Here is a 17,390-nt window from a genome sequence, read left to right as displayed (position 1 = left end):
CATGCATAATATGCGATGCGGGGAAGACGCCCGCACGCCGTGGAGGGACCAGGATGGGCATGCAGCGCAAGCCTACATCGTTCGACATCGCCCAACTCGCGGGCGTCTCGCAGCCGACCGTATCGCGCGCGCTGCGTGGCGAGGCGGGAGTCAATCCGGCGACGCGGCTGCGTATCGAGTCGATCGCCAAGCAGTTGAACTACCGCGTCGATAAGGCGGCTTCCAATCTCCGTACGCGCCACTCGCAGACGCTGGCGCTGTTGTTCTTCGAGGATCCGACCTCGGACGATTCACTGATCAATCCCTTCTTTCATTCGATGCTGGGTTCGATCATCCGTGCCTGCGCCGAGCATAATCATGACCTGCTGATCAGCTTTCAGCAGCTCTCCAGCGACTGGCACACCGATTACGAGGATGCGCGCAAGGCCGACGGGCTGATTCTGCTCGGCTATGGCGATTTCGAACTCTATCGCGCGCGGCTCAAGGCGCTGCAGGATGCCGGCACGCATTTCGTCCGCTGGGGATCGGTGCTGGCCGAGGGCGCCGGGCTGACCGTCGGCTGCGACAATCGCGGTGGCGGCGGCGAGGCTACGCGGCACCTGCTCGGGCGCGGTCGCAAGCGCATTGCCTTTTTGGGTACGGCTTCGAGCCATTATCCCGAGTTTCACGAGCGCTATCGCGGCCATGCCGAAGCGCTGGCCGGGGCGGGTCTTTCCGCCGACCCCGCGCTCCAGATCGACGCGATCACGACGGAGGATTCCGGGGCGGCGGCGGCACAGGCGCTGCTCGACAGCGGCGCGGATTTCGACGCGATCCTCGCGGCGAGCGACCTGATCGCGATCGGCGCGATGCGGGTGCTCCAGGCCGCGGGCAAGCGCATTCCAGAGGATGTTTCGGTGATCGGTTTCGACGATATTCCGGCGGCCAGCTCGGCCAGCCCGCCGCTGACCACGGTGATGCAGGATGCACGGCTTGCGGGCCGCACGCTGGTGGAAACGCTGATCGGGCGGATCCGCGAGCGGCCGGTGGGCCCGGCGCTGCTCCCCACCAGGCTGGTCGTACGCAAGTCGTGCGGGGCATGAGGGTGGAGAAGCCGCGCCAGTCCTTTGCCGGGCTGTGGAACATCAGCTTCGGCTTTTTCGGCATCCAGATCGGCTTTGCGCTGCAGAATGCGAACATGAGCCGGATCTTCCAGTCGCTCGGCACGCGGCTGGACGACCTTCCGGCCTTGTGGGTGGCAGCGCCGCTCACCGGGTTGCTGGTCCAGCCGATCATCGGACACCTCAGCGACAGGACCTGGCTGGGGCGGCTGGGTCGGCGGCGGCCCTATTTCCTCGGCGGCGCGATCCTCGCCGCGCTGGCGCTGCTGCTGATGCCGGAAAGCCCCGCCTTGTGGTTTGCGGCGGGGCTGCTGTGGGTGCTCGACGCCTCGCTCAACATCTCGATGGAGCCGTTCCGCGCCTTTGTCGGCGACATGCTCCGCAAGGACCAGCACAGTGCCGGCTATGCAGTGCAGACCGCGTTCATCGGCATGGGTGCGGTGCTGGGATCGATCTTCCCCTGGGCGCTCGAGCATCTCGGCGTCTCGAACGCGGCGGTGGCGCATGGCGTGCCGGATACGGTCAAATACGCCTTCTGGTTCGGCGGCGCGGCACTGTTCTGCTCGGTGCTGTGGACCGTGCTGACCACGCGCGAATACAGCCCGGCGGAGATGGCGGCATTCGACGGGCCCGCGGCTTCCGAGGAGGGAGCGGCGGTGCGCCTCCTCGCGGCGCGGCATCCGGCGGCGGGCCTGCCCTGGATACTTGCGGGGGCGCTGGTCGTGCTGGCCGTTGCGCAGTTCCGTCTGGAGAAGGAGGTCTATCTGCTCGGCGGACTGCTCGCTGCCTATGGCCTGGCCCAGGCCGTGGCGATCCTGCGGGCGCGGGCAGGGCGCGCGAGCATGCTCGGCCATATCGTCGGCGATTTCGCGGGTATGCCGGTGCTGATGCAGCGGCTGGCGGTGGCGCAGTTCTTCAGCTGGTCGGCGCTGTTCATCATGTGGATCAACACCACGCCAATCGTTGCGGGTGCCTTTTACGGCGCGCCTGATCCCAAGAGCGCCGGCTACCAGGAGGGCGCCAGCTGGGTCGACGTGCTGTTCGCCACCTATAACGGCGTGGCGGCGGTTGCGGCGCTGACCCTGCTGCCCTTGCTCTCCGCGCGCTTCGGCAAGCCGCGCACGCATATCTTCGGGCTGCTCTGCGGCGCGGCGGGCTATGCCAGCTTCTTCCTGGTGCGCGATCCGGCGTGGCTGATCGCCAGCGAGGTGGGCATCGGCATCGCCTGGGCCTCGATCCTCGCCATGCCCTATGCGATCCTCGCCTCCAGCCTGCCGCAGGCGAAGCTCGGCATCTATATGGGGCTGTTCAACGTCTTCGTGGTGGTGCCGCAACTGTTGGTCGCGACGGTGATGGGGTCGATCATGAACCGCTTCTTCCCCGGCGAGCCGATCTGGACGATGGCCTTTGCGAGCGGGACGCTGCTGCTGGCGGCGGCCGCGATGCTGCGGGTGGCGGCGCTGTCGCGGGATTGAGGCCGGGCGTTCGGCGCGATCGTTGGGGGACCATGGTGGGCGAGCAGCACCGAAGCCGTTGTTGCCTTCGATCCAGGTCAATATCGGCGCCGGCCGTTTTCACGAAGCCGAGGCGAACGGCGTCACCTATCTGCGCAATCCGGTGAAGTGGAAGACCAAGGATGCCTTTGCCGGCTAGGCTTCGTCAGACGGCACCACTTCGATGATCGTATCTCCGAGCTGGAGCGATTGCGCCTCGCGCTGCCAGAACCCGTAGCGCTGTCCGCCCCGATAGAGGCGCAGGCCCGCACCGGTGGTGATGGCGGACAGCGGCATGCCGATCTCGCCGGGCACCACCTTGCGTTCGCGAAGCGATACCGCGCCGTGAAGCCCGGCCAGATCCATCATGTACTCCGCCAGATGCGGGCCGGTGGTCGATCCCGCCAGCAACAGGCCGGCGAAGCTCGCCGGATTGATCACGGTGGTGGCACCGGCCTGGACGGCCAGTGCTTCATTGTCCTCCGACCGGATGACGACGCTGATGGGGAGGCTGGGCGCCAGGCGCCGGGCGGTGAGCACGATCAGGATCGAGGTGTCGTCGCGACCGGCCGCCACGATCATTGCGCTCGCCCTGGCCACCTTCACGGCATCGAGCGTGGCATTGCGGCTGGCATCGCCTTCCAGCACCATCACCCCTTCGGCTTCGGCGCGCGCCACGGCGTCGGCATGGGGATCGATCACGACGATCGCGTCGTGCGGCTTGCCCCGGCGAAGCAACTCGACCACCGCTTCCGTCCCGCTCGTGCCGTGGCCGGCGACGATGACATGGCCGTTCAGATCGCGCTGCAGGCTTCGCATTCGCCACTTCTCCCAAACCCGCCGCAGCACGAAATCATAGGCCGTGCCGAGGAAAATCAGCCATACGAACAGCCGCACCGGGGTGACGACGAACGTGTCGAACATCCGGGCGCGGTCCGTCACCGGCACGATGTCGCCATAGCCTACCGTCGTCACCGTGATCATCGTGAAGTAGACGACGTCGACGAAGCTGACCTTGCCATCGGTGTTGTCGCGCAGCCCGTCGCGATCGATCCAGTGGCCGGCAAGCGCGATCCCGATCAGCGCCAGCGCCAGTGCCATCCGCCAGCCGAGCGAGACCCAGGCTGGCGTACGCCCCCGGTGGCGCAGGACGGGCGCGTCTCCGATCCGTCGACGAGGATTGCCCCGGGCCATCGTTCGCGTGTGTAGCGTGGTGCCGCATAGAGAGGCAACCGTGGCGATGCGGCGTAACCTGTGCCTGCGCGGCATCCCGCTGGCTAGCGGGCAGCCCAGCGGATGGCGTTGGTGAGGATGCGCCGATAATTGGGGTCGTCATAGGCTTCCGGCGAATGGCCGAGTGCCGAATAGAAGACGCGCCCCTTGGTCGAGGGATTGACCCAGAGGACGGGATGGATGCCCATCGTCAGCTTGGCACCCGGCCGGTAGCTTCCCTCATCGATCCGCGCGAGCACGGTCATCCCCTTCGCGGCGGGGTTCGAATCGAAGGAGTACCATTCGTCGACCGGCGACCAGGGCAGCTTCACCCCGGCCATGGCGGGGTGATCCGGCCTGTCGACCAGCAGCTGCGCGGCCTGAAGATGATCGGCGCCGCCCGGATGGCCGATGAACCTGGTGCCGATCACGGTCTGGACGTACCAGGGATCGGTATGGCTGTTGTCCCCCGCCGCGTGCAGCGCCACGACGCCGCCGCCGCGCGCGACGAACCGCGCAAAGGCTGCGCGCTGCTCCGACGTGAGGAAGTCGCCGCTCGCGCTGTTGAGCACGACGACGGAGAAATGACGCAGTTGGTCGTCGTTGAACACCGCCGCATTTTCGGTGACGAAGCTTGCGCGGCCCAGGCGCTCGGCAATCTCCGCCAGCACGCGGTTCGAGTGCGGGATGTGCTCTACATGCCGCCAGCCATTGGTTTTAGAGATGATAAGGACTGCATGCTGCAATCCGTGGGGCAGGGTGGGTGCGACGGAGTCCTGCGTCGGCTTGGGCAGGTGCGGGTCCGGCGCGGTTTGCGCCATGGTCAAAAGTGCCAGTACGGCCAGTATCTTACGCATCCCGTCCTCTTCCGCTACCGCTTGCTTCTGGTACGCACCCTGCGGGATGGGAGCCGCTTTCTGCAAGCCAAAAGGGGGTGCGGATCCTGGCGTGGGCGGATGGATCAGCGCGGATGGCGCCGCTTCAAGGCGGAGGCAAGCGCGATCCCGGCGACGATCTGCAGCGCACCATAAGCGCGCCGGCGACCGGGCCGCTCCGCGAAGGGGCGCACCAGCGCGTCCACCGCGGGGACGTCCGACCGCCAGAGCGCGACATGGCGCCGGGGCTGCAGCAGCCCGAGCAGGCCATCACCGATCATGAACACCGCGGCCATTTCCGCCGACCTGCGAATGCCAAGGTCGAGCGCTTTCGATTTGTCCATGCATTCGCTCCTGCGGCGTCTGTTTACCGGTTGCACGCACCAACGTGTCGATGCTCGTACCGGTTTCCGCTGCGTCGTGAAACGGGGCGGCGCGTATGCGGTCGTTCGACCACCCCTGAAATACCGTTCAACAGCAAACGCGATGCAAGGCCGGAACGGGCGCCCTTCTGCCACCGGTGCAGATGGACGTGCCACTACTGGGGTGAGGAAAGATGATGCGAGGTTGCAGGAGGTTCGGCGGCCTCGCCGCTGCGTTGTCGTGCTTCGCGGCCGTTCCTGCCACCGCCGAGGTGACGGTGACGCGGATCTCCGGCGATGCCGTCCGCCGCAGCAATGCGCCGGTACCACCGCCCACGATGCGCCGGACCTGCGGCCTGCTCAACCTGGCCAGCCTGTGCCTTGCCCGCAACATCCGCATTACCATGGCACCCCAGGCGAGTGGCACGATCGCTTCGGTGACGAGGTTCCGCATCGGCGCGGTGACCGGCACCAGCTTCGTCGCTGGGGGCCAGCGGATGCGAGCACGATGAACTTCCAGCTCAACCCGATGGCGCTCGGCAACGTCGTCACCATCCAGTTCGGGATGGATATTACGGTCGCCCCAGGGCAGCGGGGCGTGGCCGCGACCCGCTACATCGCCAACGCGGATTTTGTTTGAGAGGAAGGGCGCTGTCCCTTCGGACAGGTGCCGCCGATAAACCATTTTTGCGCGGGCATTTGTAACCGACGTGCGTCTAACGCGTTTCTGTGGCCGAGGGTATGCCGAAAATCGGTTGCCGTCATAACGAGACTGATCGACTGTTCTCCGCACATTATGCTCGGCGCTCGCGCTTCTGTTGCCGCTCGTCGCGATGGCGCAGGTCGCCGAAACGGCGACGGCATTGTTGACCATCGTGCAGCCGCTGACGATCACGAAAGACGCGGACCTGCGGTTCGGCAGCATCGTGAAACCGGCGGGGAGCATCCGTCGGCGCATGTCGAGGTTCATGACGTCCGCTTTGTCGTCGCGAACCGGATCGAGGACACTTATGATCGGTTGCGCACCAACTGGTGGGGTACGCCCGGCACGCTGCACATCGACTGCTGGGCCGAGATCGACCGGGCCGACGGCCATGCCGTCGCACTGCACGCCGCGCCGTCGGCTGGGCCCGAGAAGCTCTGGTTCGTCAACCTCGGCGGCTATGACGGGGTCGACTTCGCCGAGCAGCATAAGAACATGTTCGTCGTCGCAGGATCAGCGCGCGACGCGAAAGCGCGCGCCCTTGGGACCGTCCGCGGCTGGAAGGATGCCCATCGCGACGACCTGTACGATGCGGACGCCGTCTTCGATCTCGACGCCATAATGGGCGAGAGGCTGTACATCCATCTGACGCGGATGCCCGACGCCACGGCGCCCCGCTTCACCTGCCGCTATACGCCGCTCAAGTGACGCCCGTTCTGGCCGTCTCCGCGACAGGATGGGGGCGCGGTGGGGGCGGGGGATCGGGATACGCGTACCAATCGGCATAGGGCGTGTTGCGTGCCAGGTAGCGGTTGAAGTCCGGCGCGCCGTCTTCCCACCAGAGAGGACCGCGCTCGCCGAGCTGGCGCTTCACGCGGCTCGTGCCTGGGCCTCTGCGTCGGCATCCTGTCTTCGCTGCGCCGCCCCCACCGCACGCCGCGCGGCCATCAGCGAGGTGACAAGTTCCGTGCGCAGCGCGGGGTCGGCCCTGCTGCAGCGCCTGGAAACAATATATTACAGGATGTTTCCATCGTTTGATGGACGGCTCACGCCGCGCGGGATAGGGCGGCGGGATGCGAGCCGGGACCAGCAGGCAAGGAAGGCTGGCGATCGTCCTTGGGACGATGGCGCTGGGAGGCTGTAACCACCACCAATCGGTGTTCGCGGCGTTCGGCGAGCAAGCGGCGGGCATCAATTACATCACGCTGGTGATGGTGGCGGGCGGTATGATCGTCGCCGCGGGCGTCGCAGGGTTGATGATCTGGGCGGTGCGCGCTCGGCCGGGGGCGCTGAGCCTGCGCGGCGGCGAACGCCTGATCCTGATCGCCGGCGGGCTGATCCCGGCGCTGGTGCTGGCCGCGCTGCTCGTCTTCAGCCTGCCCTATATGCGGCCGCGCGGCGTGGCCCCCGCCGATCTGCGCATCGACGTGACCGGCGAGCAATTCTGGTGGCGCGTCGCCTATCGACCGTCGGACGGGACGGCGGTGGTGAGCGCGAACGAGATCCGCATTCCGGTCGGCCGCACGGTGCTGTTCCGGCTGGCGGGCGGCGATGTCGTCCACAGCTTCTGGATTCCGGGGCTGGCCGGCAAGATGGACATGATCCCCGGCCGCACCAACGACCTGCCCGTCCGCGCCACCCGCGCGGGGCGCTTTCGTGGCCAGTGCACCGAGTTTTGCGGATTGTCCCACGCGTTGATGGCGTTCGACGTGGTGGCGATGCCGGCCGAGGCGTTCGACCGCTGGCTCGCGGCGCAGCGCCGGCCGGCGGTGGCGAGCGCGGATCCCGGCGCGGCGCTGTTCCTCCGCCACGGCTGCGGCGGCTGCCATGCGATCCGGGGCACCGCGGCGACCGGCACGATCGGGCCGGATTTCACCCATCTCGCCCAGCGCGCGACGATCGGCGCGGGAACGCTGCCCAATAACGAGGCTGCCCGGCTGCGCTTCCTGCGCGAACCCGCCGCCGTGAAGCCGGGTGCGCGCATGCCCGCCTATCCGCAGTTGCCCGAAACCGAAGCCCGCGCGATTGTGCGCTATCTGGGAACCTTGCAATGAGCCTCCACGCGCAGGACGATCCCGAGCTGCGCCGCGCGCAGGAGGAGCGGCTGCGCACCGTATGGGCGCCGCCCAAGGGCTGGCTGCGGCGGTGGAGCGATACCAACAACAACGCGGTGGGGCCTTGGTACACCAGCACCGCCTTCGTCTTCATGCTGTTCGCCGGCGTGCTCGCGCTGATCATACGGGCCCAGCTGGCGGTGCCGGAGAACGACCTGGTCTCCGCCAACACCTTCAACCAGCTGTTCACGCTGCACGGCTCGGCGATGATGTTCCTGTTCGCGGTGCCGATGTTCGAGGCTGTCTCGATCATCCTGCTGCCCCAGCTGCTCGGCGCACGCGACCTGCCGTTCCCGCGGCTCTCCGCCTTCGGCTATTGGAGCTTCCTGATCGGCGGCGTGTTCGTGCTCGGCTCGATCTTCTTCAATGCCGCCCCCGATGGCGGCTGGTTCATGTACCCGCCGCTGACCACCCGCACCGACCTGTCGGGCCTCGGCGCCGACATCTGGATGCTGGGGCTGTCGTTCATCGAAGTCTCGTCGGTCGCGGCGGCGGTGGAGCTGATCGTCGGCGTACTCAAGTGCCGTCCGCCGGGCATGCGGCTGAACCTGATGCCGCTCTATGCCTGGTACATCCTGGTCGTCGCGGTGATGATCCTGTTCGCCTTCCCGCCGCTGATCGCGGGCGACCTGCTGTTCGAGATGGAGCGGCTGCTCGGCTGGCCGTTCTTCGACGCTGCCCGTGGCGGCGATCCGCTGCTGTGGCAGCACCTGTTCTGGATCTTCGGGCACCCCGAAGTCTATGTGATCTTCCTGCCCTCGATCGCGCTGTTCGCGATGCTGATCCCCACCTTCGCGCAGCGGCACCTGCTCGGCTATCCCTATATCGTGCTGGCGGCGGTGGGCACCGCCTTCCTCAGCTTTGGACTGTGGGTGCACCACATGTTCGCGACCGGGCTGCCCAAGATCAGCCTCGCCTTCTTCTCGGCGGCGAGCCAGGCGGTGGTGATTCCCACCGGCATCCAGATCTTCGCCTTCATCGCCACGCTGGCGGCGGGGCGGGTGATCTTCTCGACGCCCTTGCTCTACGCCACCGGCAGCCTCGCCATCTTCGTGATCGGCGGGCTGACCGGGGTGATGGTCGCGATCGTGCCGTTCGACTGGCAGGCGCACGACACCTATTTCGTCGTCGCGCACCTCCATTACGTGCTGATCGGCGGCACGCTGATGCCGCTGTTCGCGGGCCTTTATTACTACTGGCCGCTGGTGACGGGGAAGCAGCTGAGCGACCGGATCGGCCGCACCGCCTTCTGGATCCTGTTCGTAGGCGCCAACCTCGCCTTCTTCCCGATGCACCTGTCCGGGCTGATGGGGATGCCGCGCCGGGTGTTCACCTATCCGGCCGAACTGGGGCTGCAGGGGCTCAACATGGCCTCGACGATCGGCGCCTTCCTGTTCGCCTTCGGCGTGCTGCTGATCGTGATCGACCTGCTGCGCTCGCCCTGGCGGCCGCTCGGGGCCCGCAACCCCTGGAATGCCGGTACGCTCGAATGGCTGGCCACCCCCAGCGGCGAGCAATGGGGCGTGCGCTCGATCCCGCTGATCGAGACCCGCTATCCGATCTGGGACCAGCCCGATTTCGTCAAGAAGGTCGACGAGGGCCGCTTCTTCCTCCCCGATGCCGAGGAGGGGCGGCGCGAATCGCTGATCACCTCGGTGCTCGATGCCAAGCCCGTCGCGGTGCTGCGGCTGCCGACGCCGTCCTTCGTGCCGATGGCGACGGCGGCGGCGCTGGGCGGGGTGTTCATCCTGACGACCTACCATCTCTACTGGCTCGCGCTCGCCGCCGCCGTGCTGACGCTGGCGCTGGTGCTGACTTGGCTGTGGCAGACCGCCGAGATCCCCGAAAAGCCGTGCAAGCCGATCGGCCATGGTATCGATCTGCCGCTCTATGTGGCGGGGCCGCTGGCGCCCGGCTGGTGGGCGATGTTCATCACCATGATGGCCGATGCGACGGCCTTTTCGGGGCTGGTGTTCGGCTATTACTTCTTCTGGACGGTGCATCCGAGCTTCCCGCCGCCCGGCATGACCGGGCCGGGCGTGTTCTGGCCGATGATCGCGCTGGCGCTGATGGTGCTGGGCTGGGCGGCGACGCTCGCCGCGCGCGAGACCAACCGCCGGGGCGCGGTGACCGCGGCGCGGCTGCTGCTGGCGGCAGGCGCGCTCGCCGGGCTGGCGGCGATTCCGGCTGGACTGGCGGGCCCCTGGCTGTCGCATCTCGATCCGACGCTCCACAGCTATCCGGCGATTGTCTGGACGCTGACGGGCTGGACCGTCGCCCATGCCGGCGTCGGCGTGGTCGGACAGCTTTATGCGCTCGCCCGCAGCCTCGCCGGGCTCGCGACGCCGACCCATGATGCCGACATCCGCAACGTCACGCTCTACCAGCATTTCCTGTTGTTCACCGCGCTCGTCACCTGGGCGACGCTGGGCCTGTTCCCGGAGGTGGCATGATCGGGCGGCTGCACCAGCGCTTCCGCGCGCTCCGGGTCACCCTGTGGACGCTGATCGTACCGCCGACGGGCTGGGCGGCGCATTTCCTCTTCTCCTATCTCTGGGCGGCGGTGCGCTGCGCCAAGACCGGGCGCTATGTCGACGCGCCGGCGATCTTCTGGGGCGGCACGGCGGCGGCACTGCTGGTGATCCTCGCCTCGGGGTGGATCGCCTGGGTGCAGGCGCGCACGCCCGGCGACCATCCGCCGCACGAAGCCGGCACCGACAGCGATCGACTGCGCTTCCTCGCCTATGCCACCTTGCTGCTCGCCGGGCTGAGCGTGATCGGCGTCGTCTTCACCGCGCTGCCGGTGCTGTTCCTGCGGGACTGCCGGTGAGAGCCGCCCCCCTGGCGCTGGGGGCCGCGCTGCTCGCGCTCGGCTGGAGGCTCGCCGGGCAGGGGATGACCGGGCACATGGCCGCGCACATGCTGGCGACCGCCGTCGCGGCGCCATGCGTGGCGCTGGGCATTGCCGGCACGCGCATGGATCCCGCGCGGCGCCTGCCCCGCATCGTCACGCCGCTGGCGATGAGCATGGTCGAGCTCGGCGTGGTGTGGAGCTGGCACCTGCCGGCGCTGCGGGCGGCGGCGGCGCATAGTTCCATACTGCTGGCGCTCGAGCAGGCGAGCTTCCTCGCCGCGGGCGTGCTGCTGTGGAGCGCGGTGCTGGCACCGGGCGCGCGGGCGATGGGGGTGGGCGCGTTGCTGCTCACCTCGATGCACATGACGCTGCTTGGTGCGCTGATCGGGCTGGCACCGCGGCCGCTCTATCCGGCGATGGCGCATGCCGCGCCCTGGGGGCTGGCGCCGCTCGCCGACCAGCAGCTTGCCGGCGTGGTGATGCTGCTCGTCGGTGGTGCGGCCTATTTCGTCGGCGGGCTGGCGCTGCTGGCCACGCTGTTGCGGCAGGAGGCGCGGGCATGATGATCCGGATCACCTGGAAGCGCGTGGTGCTGGCGTTGGCCGGCGTCGTCGCGCTGGCGCTCGCGGTCGGCTGGTCTGGCGCGATCAACGTCGCCGCGTCGAGCGGGCATTGGCCGATCACCAACTGGTTCCTGCACTGGGTGATGCGCAATTCGGTCGGCACCCGCAGCGCGCTGGAGAGCCCCCGGGCGGCGGCCGATCCCCAGGGGCTGGTGAGCGCCGCCGGCCATTTCGCGGCGAGCTGCGCCGCCTGCCACGGCGCCCCCGGCATGCGGCCGCGCGCGGTGTTCCAGGCGGCGACGCCCCCCGCGCCCGACCTTGCCCGCACCGCGAAGCAATGGAGCGACCGCGAGCTGTTCTGGATCATCGATCACGGCGTGAAGTTCAGTGGCATGCCCGCCTGGCCGGCGCGTGACCGGCCGGACGAGGTCCGCCGCATGGTCGCCTTCGTCCGCCGCCTGCCGACGATGACACCCGCCGACTATGCGCGACTGGCCGGCGGCATCGCCGGGATTGCGGGGGCGCCGCGGTTCGAGGCCTGTGCCGGCTGCCACGGTGCCGATGGACGGGGGCGGGGGCAGGGCGACATCCCTGTGCTGGGCGGGCAGAACCCGGCCTATCTCGAAGCGGCGCTGCGCGCCTATCGCGATGGGCACCGCTTCAGCGGCGTGATGGCCAACGCCGCCGCGTTGCTGAGCGATGCCGATGCGGCCGCGCTGGCGCGGCGGTTTGCGGCACTGCCGGGACTGGGAGAGGCACCGCAGGTCCGCGATGCGGATGCCGAGCGCATCGTTTCGCGCGGCCTGCCGAACCGGCAGCTTCCCGCCTGTGCGAGCTGCCACGCGCCGGGCAAGCCCTATCCGGTCCTGGCGGGGCAGAAACCGGCCTATCTCGCCGCGCGGCTATGGCAGATGCGCGGCGACGGCAAGCAGGTGGATGCCCGCCAGTCGCAGGCAACGATGCCGGTGATTGCGCGGCGCATACCCGAGGAAATGGTCGATCGGCTCGCGGCATATCTCGGTGCGCGGCCGCAATAGTGGTGCGAGCCGCCGCGGGCGGGGAAGCGATAAGGTCTAAACCCCAGCGGGGGGCGGGCTGACCGGCACCTTGCGGTGTCGACCGCGAGCCTCTACCAAGGCGACGCTTTCGGCGTTTCTTGCCGCGAGCGCAGATCGCGCCGGTGCCTCGACGAGAGGCTTAAAAGGGAACACGGTGAGGGCGGCATGCCGCCTGAATCCGAGGCTGTCCCTGCAACTGTAAGCGGTGAGCGAGACGCACGGGCTTCCTTCCACGGAAGCAGCCACTGGGCCTCAGGGCCTGGGAAGGCGTGCGTCGAGCGACGACCCGTGAGCCAGGAGACCTGCCGGCGTCTGGTCGCTCTTGCCTTGGTCCAGGGGATGGCCGCGGCACGGTGTACTCCGTCTGAGCGACGAACGAGCGGCGGGAGCCGCATCGGTCACGTGCGCCGGTCGCCCATGGCGTCCGGCCGGCGCCGTGCGCCGACCGTTCGCGTGAACGGCACGCTTCCGCCCGACGTCGACGACGCCGGGGGTATGTCTATGAAGTTCCTTATTGTTTCTCGCTCTGCGGCCGCTTTTGCGTTGGCCGCTGCTGCCTCGCTTCAGCCGGTGCACGCGCAGACCGAGGATGACGCCGACGCGCTGCTCGTCACCGGCACCAGCCTGGAGGAAACGCTGCCGCGCCAGCGCGCCCGCTATGGCAGCGATCTGGCCCTGCGCAGTGAAACCCAGCTGCGGGAGAGCGGAGCGATCGACGTCGCGACCGCGCTGCGTACCGTGCCGGGTCTCTACGTTCAGCCTGCCAGCGGGCCGTTCAGCTATGTCGACGTGTCGCTGCAGGGCTCGCGGACGCAGGACGTTTTGTGGACCGTGGACGGCATCCGCATCAACAACCGGCTCTATGGCGGTACCTCGCCCAACGACACGCTGCCGGCCAGCATGATCGAGCGGGTCGAGGTGCTGAAGGGCGGCGAAAGCCTGTTCTACGGCACACAGGCTGCCGCGGGCGTGATCAACGTCGTCACCCGCGACTTCTCGGACCGCTTCGGCGGGCAGGTAGACGCCAGCGTCGACAGTTTTGCCGGCACCAACCTCGGCGGCTATGTGCGCGGCGGGGCGGGCAAGCACCAGTTCGTAGCCTGGGGTTCCCACAATCGCTCCGACGGATACCAGCCCTATAGCCGGATGGAACCGAGCGCGACCGATCGTGCCCGCGGCTACGACCTGTGGTCCGTCGGCGGCAAATATCGCTACGATCTCGGTCCCGACTGGCGGTTCAGCCTCCAATATATCCACACCGAGGCGAAGCTCGACAATCTCAGCCCCACCCGCACCCGCGAAAGCCGCAACGATCGCAACGAGGAGATCGCCAGCGCCCGGCTCGATTATGTGGGGAGCGACGTGGTGCAGCTGTTCCTCAAGGGCTATTTCCACGACTGGAAGACCGCCTATGTCCAGATCCGCAACTCCCCGAGTGGTGGCGCGCCGGTGGTGGTGTACCCCGCCGGCACCTTCTGGGGCTTCAAGGACTATGGCGGCAGCGCGCTGGTCCAGCTGCGGCCGCATCGCGGGCTCGATTACCTGATCGGCTATGATTTCCAGCAGTTCAGCGGGCGCGACGACGTGCTGCGGATCGCCGCGACCGAGGAGCGCGTCCATGCCGGCACCTTCCAGATCCGCACCAACGACGACCTTTCGCGTCGCGCGCGGCTCTCGGCCGGGCTGCGCTACAACGATGGCAGCGGATCGCGGAAGACGGTGTGGAACGTCACCGGCCGCATCGAATTGCGCGACGATCTGTTCGTCCAGGCCAATGGTGGCACGTCGTTCCTGCTGCCCAGCGCCTCGCAGCTCTACCAGATCGATCCCTGCTGCGAACGCGGCAACCCCAACCTCAGGCCGGAGGAGAGCCTTAGCGCCAATGCCAGCATCGGCGGCACACTGGCGAGCGGCCTGTTCCACTGGCAGGGCACGGTCTTCGCCCGGCGCATCGATCATCTGATCGATATCGATACCGCCAACCCCGCCTATCCGGACGGCATCTACCGCAATTCGGACTCGCGCGTGAACGTGCGCGGTGCCGAGCTGGTGCTGGGCGCGGTGATCGCCGACGCCTGGCACCTCGACGCGAGCTACACCTATGCCCGCGCGCGCAACGCCGGTTCGTCGCTCCAGCGCGACCGGACCCCCGAACAGCTGGCGCGCGGCACGGTCGCGTGGCGGCCACGCACGCTGCCGATCGGCGCCAACGCCTCGGTCAACTGGGTGGGCGACGCCTATACCTCGGCGAGCGGCTTCGGCCGGCGCAACTATGGCAAGTACGCGATCGTCGATGCCGGTGTGCACCTGTTCCCCGATGCGGCGCGCCGGCACCGTTTCGGCATCAACGTCGAGAACCTGTTCGACCGCGATTACGCGACGCGCGGCTTCCAGTCCGCCGTGTCGGATAGCGGGGTGGGGCGCTTCCTCTATTTCGCGCGCGGCGTGCCGCGGACGCTGCGAGTCAGCTACGGCCTGGGCTTCTGACGATGCCCAAGGCAGTCCTTGTCCTGCACCGCTGGCTGGGCGTCGTCATCGGCATGGTGATGACGCTCTGGTGTCTGTCGGGCTTCGTGATGCTGTATGTAGACTATCCCCGGCTGACCCCGGCGGAGCAGGTGCGGGGGCTGCCGCTCCTGCGGCTGCCCGCTGCGGCGACGCGGGCGCGGATCGACCTGCCGGACGCTCTGCCGCTGGCCTCGGCGCGGCTGGAGACCATGGCGGGGCGGACCGTCCTGCGCATCGTCCCCGCCGCGGCGACGGAGCGTCGGATAGGGCAGATTCGCGCGATGCCGGTCAGCTATGATCTCGCCACCGGCGCGCGCTTGGCCGAACTGGCGCCGGAGGATTTTCGCCGCATCGCCGTCGATTATGCCGCGCAGGCCAACATCGCCGGCGCACCCGCGCGGATTGCCGAGACCGGCATCGACCAATGGACCGTTCAAACCTTCCGTGCCAACCGTCCGCTCATCCGCGTCGACTATGCCGATCCGGCCGGCACCAGCGTGTACATTGCCGGCAGGAGCGGCGAGATCGTCCAGCAGACGACGCGGTTCGAGCGCTTCTGGGGATGGCTCGGTGCGGTGCCCCACTGGCTCTATCCGACGTTGCTCCGCCAGAACGGCGCTGCCTGGAGCCAGGTGGTGATCTGGACCTCCCTGGTCGGCTGCTTCCTCACCGCCACCGGCATCTGGGTCGGCATCGCCCGGCTGCGGCGGCGGAAGGATGGCAGCTTCGGCTCGCCGTACAAAGGGCTGTGGTGGTGGCACCATGTCTTGGGACTGGTCTTCGGCGTACTGACGCTGAGCTGGGTCGCGAGCGGGCTGTTGTCGATGAACCCCTGGGGTTTTCTCGACAGCCGCGCAGGTGCCGCCGAACACCAGCAACTCGCCGGGCCGATGGCCTGGGGTACGGTGCGCGCCGCACTTGCCCGTCTCGATCGCGTCCCCGCCGATACCCGCCGGGTGGAGAGCGTCGCCATGGCCGGTCGCGTCTTCCCGATCGCGATCGGCGGGTCCGGCAGCTCGATGCGCTTCGACGACCGGGGAGAACCCGCGCCGTTGCGACGCGAGGCGGTGGCAGCGGCACTGCGCGCCGGTCCGCCGCTCGCCAGCCTCGACCTGCTGACGGCCGAGGATTCCTATTATTACGGACACAAGGCCCCGGTTGCATTGCCGGTATGGCGGGCGGTGCGCGCCGATCGCGAGGCCACCCGGCTCTATATCGACGCACAAAGCGGGAAGCTGCTGCGCGCGGTAGACGGCAATGCGCGGGCCTTTCGGTGGCTTCAGGACGGTCTGCACCGGCTCGATTTGCCGGGCCTGCGGTCGCGCCCGGTCTGGGATCTGGTCGTGCTGCCGTTGCTCGCCATGGTTACCCTGGTCTGCGCCACCGGCACCTGGATGGGCGTGCGCAAGGCGAAGCGGGACCTGCGCCATATGCTTCGGCGACGGAAACTGGGTCGTGGACCACACCCGCGTCGCCATGGGCACGCCGCGCGTGCCCTGCGTCATGCGGTGACAGGAAGGTGGTAAGATACGCCGTCGCCGCGAGTACGCCGGCGAACAGCAGGATCTCGGCGATGATCACCCGGCGCAGCCAGCTGCGCGTGGGCGGGCTGTGGGCAATGCGGAGTGTGAGGGGCTGCCTGTTCACGCCGGCCAGAGGGAGCAGCGCCGGTCAATGCGAGCTTGGTCGGCAGCCCCTGCGTATAGGCACTGGCGAGATCGATCCGGAACGCGAGCAGGGGCGCAGCGGCGGCGAGTGCGGCGGCGACCACCCACACCGCCTGTCGGCTGAAGGTGCGGAAATGATCATTGCCCATTTCATGGTTGATGAGCGTCTGCACGGTGCGTTCCGACGCTCCCATGTGCTCGACGAAAGCCGCGAAGGTTAGCTCGGGATCAAGGAACACGCGTTCGGTCCATCAGGCTCGACAGCCAGCGATGCAACTCGCCAACATGCCAGAGGCCGGGCTGTGGCGTTGCTTCCGTCGGCGACGAAGCTTTTTCCAGGATGCCGAGCGTCAGCACATCGGCACGCACAGTCATCAGCCTGCCCGCCAGCCATAGTGCAAAGGCGAACGCCATCGCGGTCTGGGCCATGGCGAACGCGAGCGGACGCCAGGCGAAGCCGAACAGCGCATCGGCCGCCAGTCGATAAATAGCATCCCGCCAAGGAGAACGGCGACCAGGATCCCGGCGTCGTGACGTTGCTGAATCAGGTCGCCCTGACGTTCGGCGATCAGCCGCCAGACCAGATGGCCGGCGATCGCGAAGCCCATCGGTACGAGCAGGAACGACAGGCCCGTGCCCGCGAGCGCGTCGCCGAGCAGCCCGCGATCCACTGCGTCGATGGCGACCCAGGCCAGACCGATACCCAGCACGCCCCCTCCCAACCTGAACCGACTCTCAAAGCACGATAGGCAGAACCACCATAGGAAGACGACCGCGAAACCGCTCACGGTGTGAGCGATGGTGCCGACCGTCCCGGCTGGGGACGGCGTAGTGATCGGTGTGTTGCCTATGAGGAAGCCGGACAGGCGGAGCGCCAAGGG

The 17,390-nt window shown here is 68.1% G+C and carries 18 protein-coding genes and 1 riboswitch; of the genes, 12 read left to right on the top strand and 6 right to left on the bottom strand.

What is annotated here, in order from left to right:
• The first annotated feature begins 53 nt into the window (after positions 1 to 53).
• Complete coding sequence (locus CA234_RS16265) at positions 54 to 1,082, top strand: LacI family DNA-binding transcriptional regulator (RefSeq protein WP_125975380.1); 1,029 nt, start codon at positions 54 to 56, stop codon at positions 1,080 to 1,082.
• Positions 1,079 to 2,575 carry an MFS transporter gene (locus tag CA234_RS16260; RefSeq protein WP_126002240.1) on the top strand — a complete coding sequence of 499 codons (1,497 nt, stop codon included), beginning with the start codon at positions 1,079 to 1,081 and terminating at the stop codon, positions 2,573 to 2,575. The genes CA234_RS16265 and CA234_RS16260 overlap by 4 nt, the downstream gene beginning before the upstream one ends.
• A 174-nt stretch (positions 2,576 to 2,749) precedes the next feature.
• On the opposite strand, the gene CA234_RS16250 is transcribed toward CA234_RS16260, so the two are convergent.
• The 3 genes from CA234_RS16250 to CA234_RS16240 form a co-directional block, all read right to left on the bottom strand.
• Positions 2,750 to 3,787: a potassium channel family protein gene (locus CA234_RS16250; RefSeq protein WP_125975384.1), complete on the bottom strand. Its 1,038-nt coding sequence runs from the start codon at positions 3,785 to 3,787 to the stop codon at positions 2,750 to 2,752.
• Between the two features lie 83 nt (positions 3,788 to 3,870).
• Positions 3,871 to 4,662: a ThuA domain-containing protein gene (locus tag CA234_RS16245; RefSeq protein WP_126002239.1), complete on the bottom strand. Its 792-nt coding sequence runs from the start codon at positions 4,660 to 4,662 to the stop codon at positions 3,871 to 3,873.
• 104 nt (positions 4,663 to 4,766) lie between these two features.
• The gene (locus tag CA234_RS16240; RefSeq protein ID WP_126002238.1) at positions 4,767 to 5,024 is read right to left on the bottom strand and encodes a hypothetical protein; all 258 of its coding nucleotides are present in this window, start codon (positions 5,022 to 5,024) and stop codon (positions 4,767 to 4,769) included.
• Positions 5,025 to 5,278: 254 nt separating this feature from the next.
• Here CA234_RS16240 and CA234_RS16235 point away from each other — a divergent pair, with 254 nt between their 5' ends.
• From CA234_RS16235 to CA234_RS16190, 10 genes are all read left to right on the top strand, one after another.
• Entirely contained in the window at positions 5,279 to 5,554 is a 276-nt protein-coding gene (locus tag CA234_RS16235; protein ID WP_125975390.1) for a hypothetical protein, read from the top strand.
• The gene (locus CA234_RS25255; protein ID WP_277600105.1) at positions 5,551 to 5,682 is read left to right on the top strand and encodes a hypothetical protein; all 132 of its coding nucleotides are present in this window, start codon (positions 5,551 to 5,553) and stop codon (positions 5,680 to 5,682) included. Before CA234_RS16235 ends, CA234_RS25255 begins: the two co-directional genes overlap by 4 nt.
• A 156-nt stretch (positions 5,683 to 5,838) precedes the next feature.
• Complete coding sequence (locus tag CA234_RS16230; RefSeq protein WP_126002237.1) at positions 5,839 to 6,453, top strand: DUF1543 domain-containing protein; 615 nt, start codon at positions 5,839 to 5,841, stop codon at positions 6,451 to 6,453.
• 365 nt (positions 6,454 to 6,818) lie between these two features.
• Complete coding sequence (locus tag CA234_RS16220; protein WP_126002236.1) at positions 6,819 to 7,799, top strand: c-type cytochrome; 981 nt, start codon at positions 6,819 to 6,821, stop codon at positions 7,797 to 7,799.
• Positions 7,796 to 10,312: a cbb3-type cytochrome c oxidase subunit I gene (locus CA234_RS16215; RefSeq protein ID WP_126002235.1), complete on the top strand. Its 2,517-nt coding sequence runs from the start codon at positions 7,796 to 7,798 to the stop codon at positions 10,310 to 10,312. The genes CA234_RS16220 and CA234_RS16215 overlap by 4 nt, the downstream gene beginning before the upstream one ends.
• Positions 10,309 to 10,689: a hypothetical protein gene (locus tag CA234_RS16210; protein WP_125975398.1), complete on the top strand. Its 381-nt coding sequence runs from the start codon at positions 10,309 to 10,311 to the stop codon at positions 10,687 to 10,689. Before CA234_RS16215 ends, CA234_RS16210 begins: the two co-directional genes overlap by 4 nt.
• Complete coding sequence (locus CA234_RS16205) at positions 10,686 to 11,276, top strand: cytochrome c oxidase assembly protein (RefSeq protein WP_126002234.1); 591 nt, start codon at positions 10,686 to 10,688, stop codon at positions 11,274 to 11,276. The genes CA234_RS16210 and CA234_RS16205 overlap by 4 nt, the downstream gene beginning before the upstream one ends.
• On the top strand, positions 11,273 to 12,313 hold the full coding sequence (locus CA234_RS16200; RefSeq protein WP_126002233.1) for a c-type cytochrome: 1,041 nt from the start codon (positions 11,273 to 11,275) through the stop codon (positions 12,311 to 12,313). The genes CA234_RS16205 and CA234_RS16200 overlap by 4 nt, the downstream gene beginning before the upstream one ends.
• A gap of 124 nt (positions 12,314 to 12,437) precedes the next feature.
• Positions 12,438 to 12,659, top strand: a riboswitch (cobalamin riboswitch).
• A 176-nt stretch (positions 12,660 to 12,835) separates the two neighbouring features.
• Positions 12,836 to 14,821, top strand: a complete 1,986-nt coding sequence (locus CA234_RS16195) for a TonB-dependent receptor plug domain-containing protein (RefSeq protein WP_126002232.1) — start codon at positions 12,836 to 12,838, stop codon at positions 14,819 to 14,821.
• 2 nt (positions 14,822 to 14,823) lie between these two features.
• Positions 14,824 to 16,368: a PepSY domain-containing protein gene (locus CA234_RS16190; protein WP_126002231.1), complete on the top strand. Its 1,545-nt coding sequence runs from the start codon at positions 14,824 to 14,826 to the stop codon at positions 16,366 to 16,368.
• Here CA234_RS16190 and CA234_RS24645 read toward each other — a convergent pair.
• Genes CA234_RS24645 through CA234_RS24635 form a run of 3 tightly spaced genes read right to left on the bottom strand, consistent with a single transcriptional unit; the run spans position 16,344 to position 17,219 of the window.
• Entirely contained in the window at positions 16,344 to 16,748 is a 405-nt protein-coding gene (locus tag CA234_RS24645) for a hypothetical protein (protein WP_206431221.1), read from the bottom strand. The genes CA234_RS16190 and CA234_RS24645 overlap by 25 nt on opposite strands.
• On the bottom strand, positions 16,738 to 16,884 hold the full coding sequence (locus CA234_RS24640; RefSeq protein ID WP_206431220.1) for a hypothetical protein: 147 nt from the start codon (positions 16,882 to 16,884) through the stop codon (positions 16,738 to 16,740). Before CA234_RS24640 ends, CA234_RS24645 begins: the two co-directional genes overlap by 11 nt.
• Positions 16,884 to 17,219, bottom strand: a complete 336-nt coding sequence (locus tag CA234_RS24635) for a hypothetical protein (RefSeq protein ID WP_206431219.1) — start codon at positions 17,217 to 17,219, stop codon at positions 16,884 to 16,886. Before CA234_RS24635 ends, CA234_RS24640 begins: the two co-directional genes overlap by 1 nt.
• Positions 17,220 to 17,390: the final 171 nt, after the last annotated feature.

Source organism: Sphingomonas sp. ABOLE (assembly GCF_003950455.1).
GTDB classification, from domain to species: domain Bacteria; phylum Pseudomonadota; class Alphaproteobacteria; order Sphingomonadales; family Sphingomonadaceae; genus Sphingomonas; species Sphingomonas trueperi.
The sequence above is the reverse complement of the archived record's forward strand: the minus strand, read 5'-3'. Positions and strand labels throughout refer to the sequence as shown.

Coding starts and splice junctions, on each gene's coding strand:
- CA234_RS16245 (WP_126002239.1), bottom strand. CDS start 4,662: ATGCGTAAGATACTGGCCGTACTGGCACTTTTGACCATGGCGCAAACC.
- CA234_RS16265 (WP_125975380.1), top strand. CDS start 54: ATGGGCATGCAGCGCAAGCCTACATCGTTCGACATCGCCCAACTCGCG.
- CA234_RS16195 (WP_126002232.1), top strand. CDS start 12,836: ATGAAGTTCCTTATTGTTTCTCGCTCTGCGGCCGCTTTTGCGTTGGCC.
- CA234_RS16200 (WP_126002233.1), top strand. CDS start 11,273: ATGATGATCCGGATCACCTGGAAGCGCGTGGTGCTGGCGTTGGCCGGC.
- CA234_RS16215 (WP_126002235.1), top strand. CDS start 7,796: ATGAGCCTCCACGCGCAGGACGATCCCGAGCTGCGCCGCGCGCAGGAG.
- CA234_RS16230 (WP_126002237.1), top strand. CDS start 5,839: ATGCTCGGCGCTCGCGCTTCTGTTGCCGCTCGTCGCGATGGCGCAGGT.
- CA234_RS16240 (WP_126002238.1), bottom strand. CDS start 5,024: ATGGACAAATCGAAAGCGCTCGACCTTGGCATTCGCAGGTCGGCGGAA.
- CA234_RS25255 (WP_277600105.1), top strand. CDS start 5,551: ATGAACTTCCAGCTCAACCCGATGGCGCTCGGCAACGTCGTCACCATC.
- CA234_RS16260 (WP_126002240.1), top strand. CDS start 1,079: ATGAGGGTGGAGAAGCCGCGCCAGTCCTTTGCCGGGCTGTGGAACATC.
- CA234_RS16250 (WP_125975384.1), bottom strand. CDS start 3,787: ATGGCCCGGGGCAATCCTCGTCGACGGATCGGAGACGCGCCCGTCCTG.
- CA234_RS16190 (WP_126002231.1), top strand. CDS start 14,824: ATGCCCAAGGCAGTCCTTGTCCTGCACCGCTGGCTGGGCGTCGTCATC.
- CA234_RS24640 (WP_206431220.1), bottom strand. CDS start 16,884: ATGACTGTGCGTGCCGATGTGCTGACGCTCGGCATCCTGGAAAAAGCT.
- CA234_RS16210 (WP_125975398.1), top strand. CDS start 10,309: ATGATCGGGCGGCTGCACCAGCGCTTCCGCGCGCTCCGGGTCACCCTG.
- CA234_RS16220 (WP_126002236.1), top strand. CDS start 6,819: ATGCGAGCCGGGACCAGCAGGCAAGGAAGGCTGGCGATCGTCCTTGGG.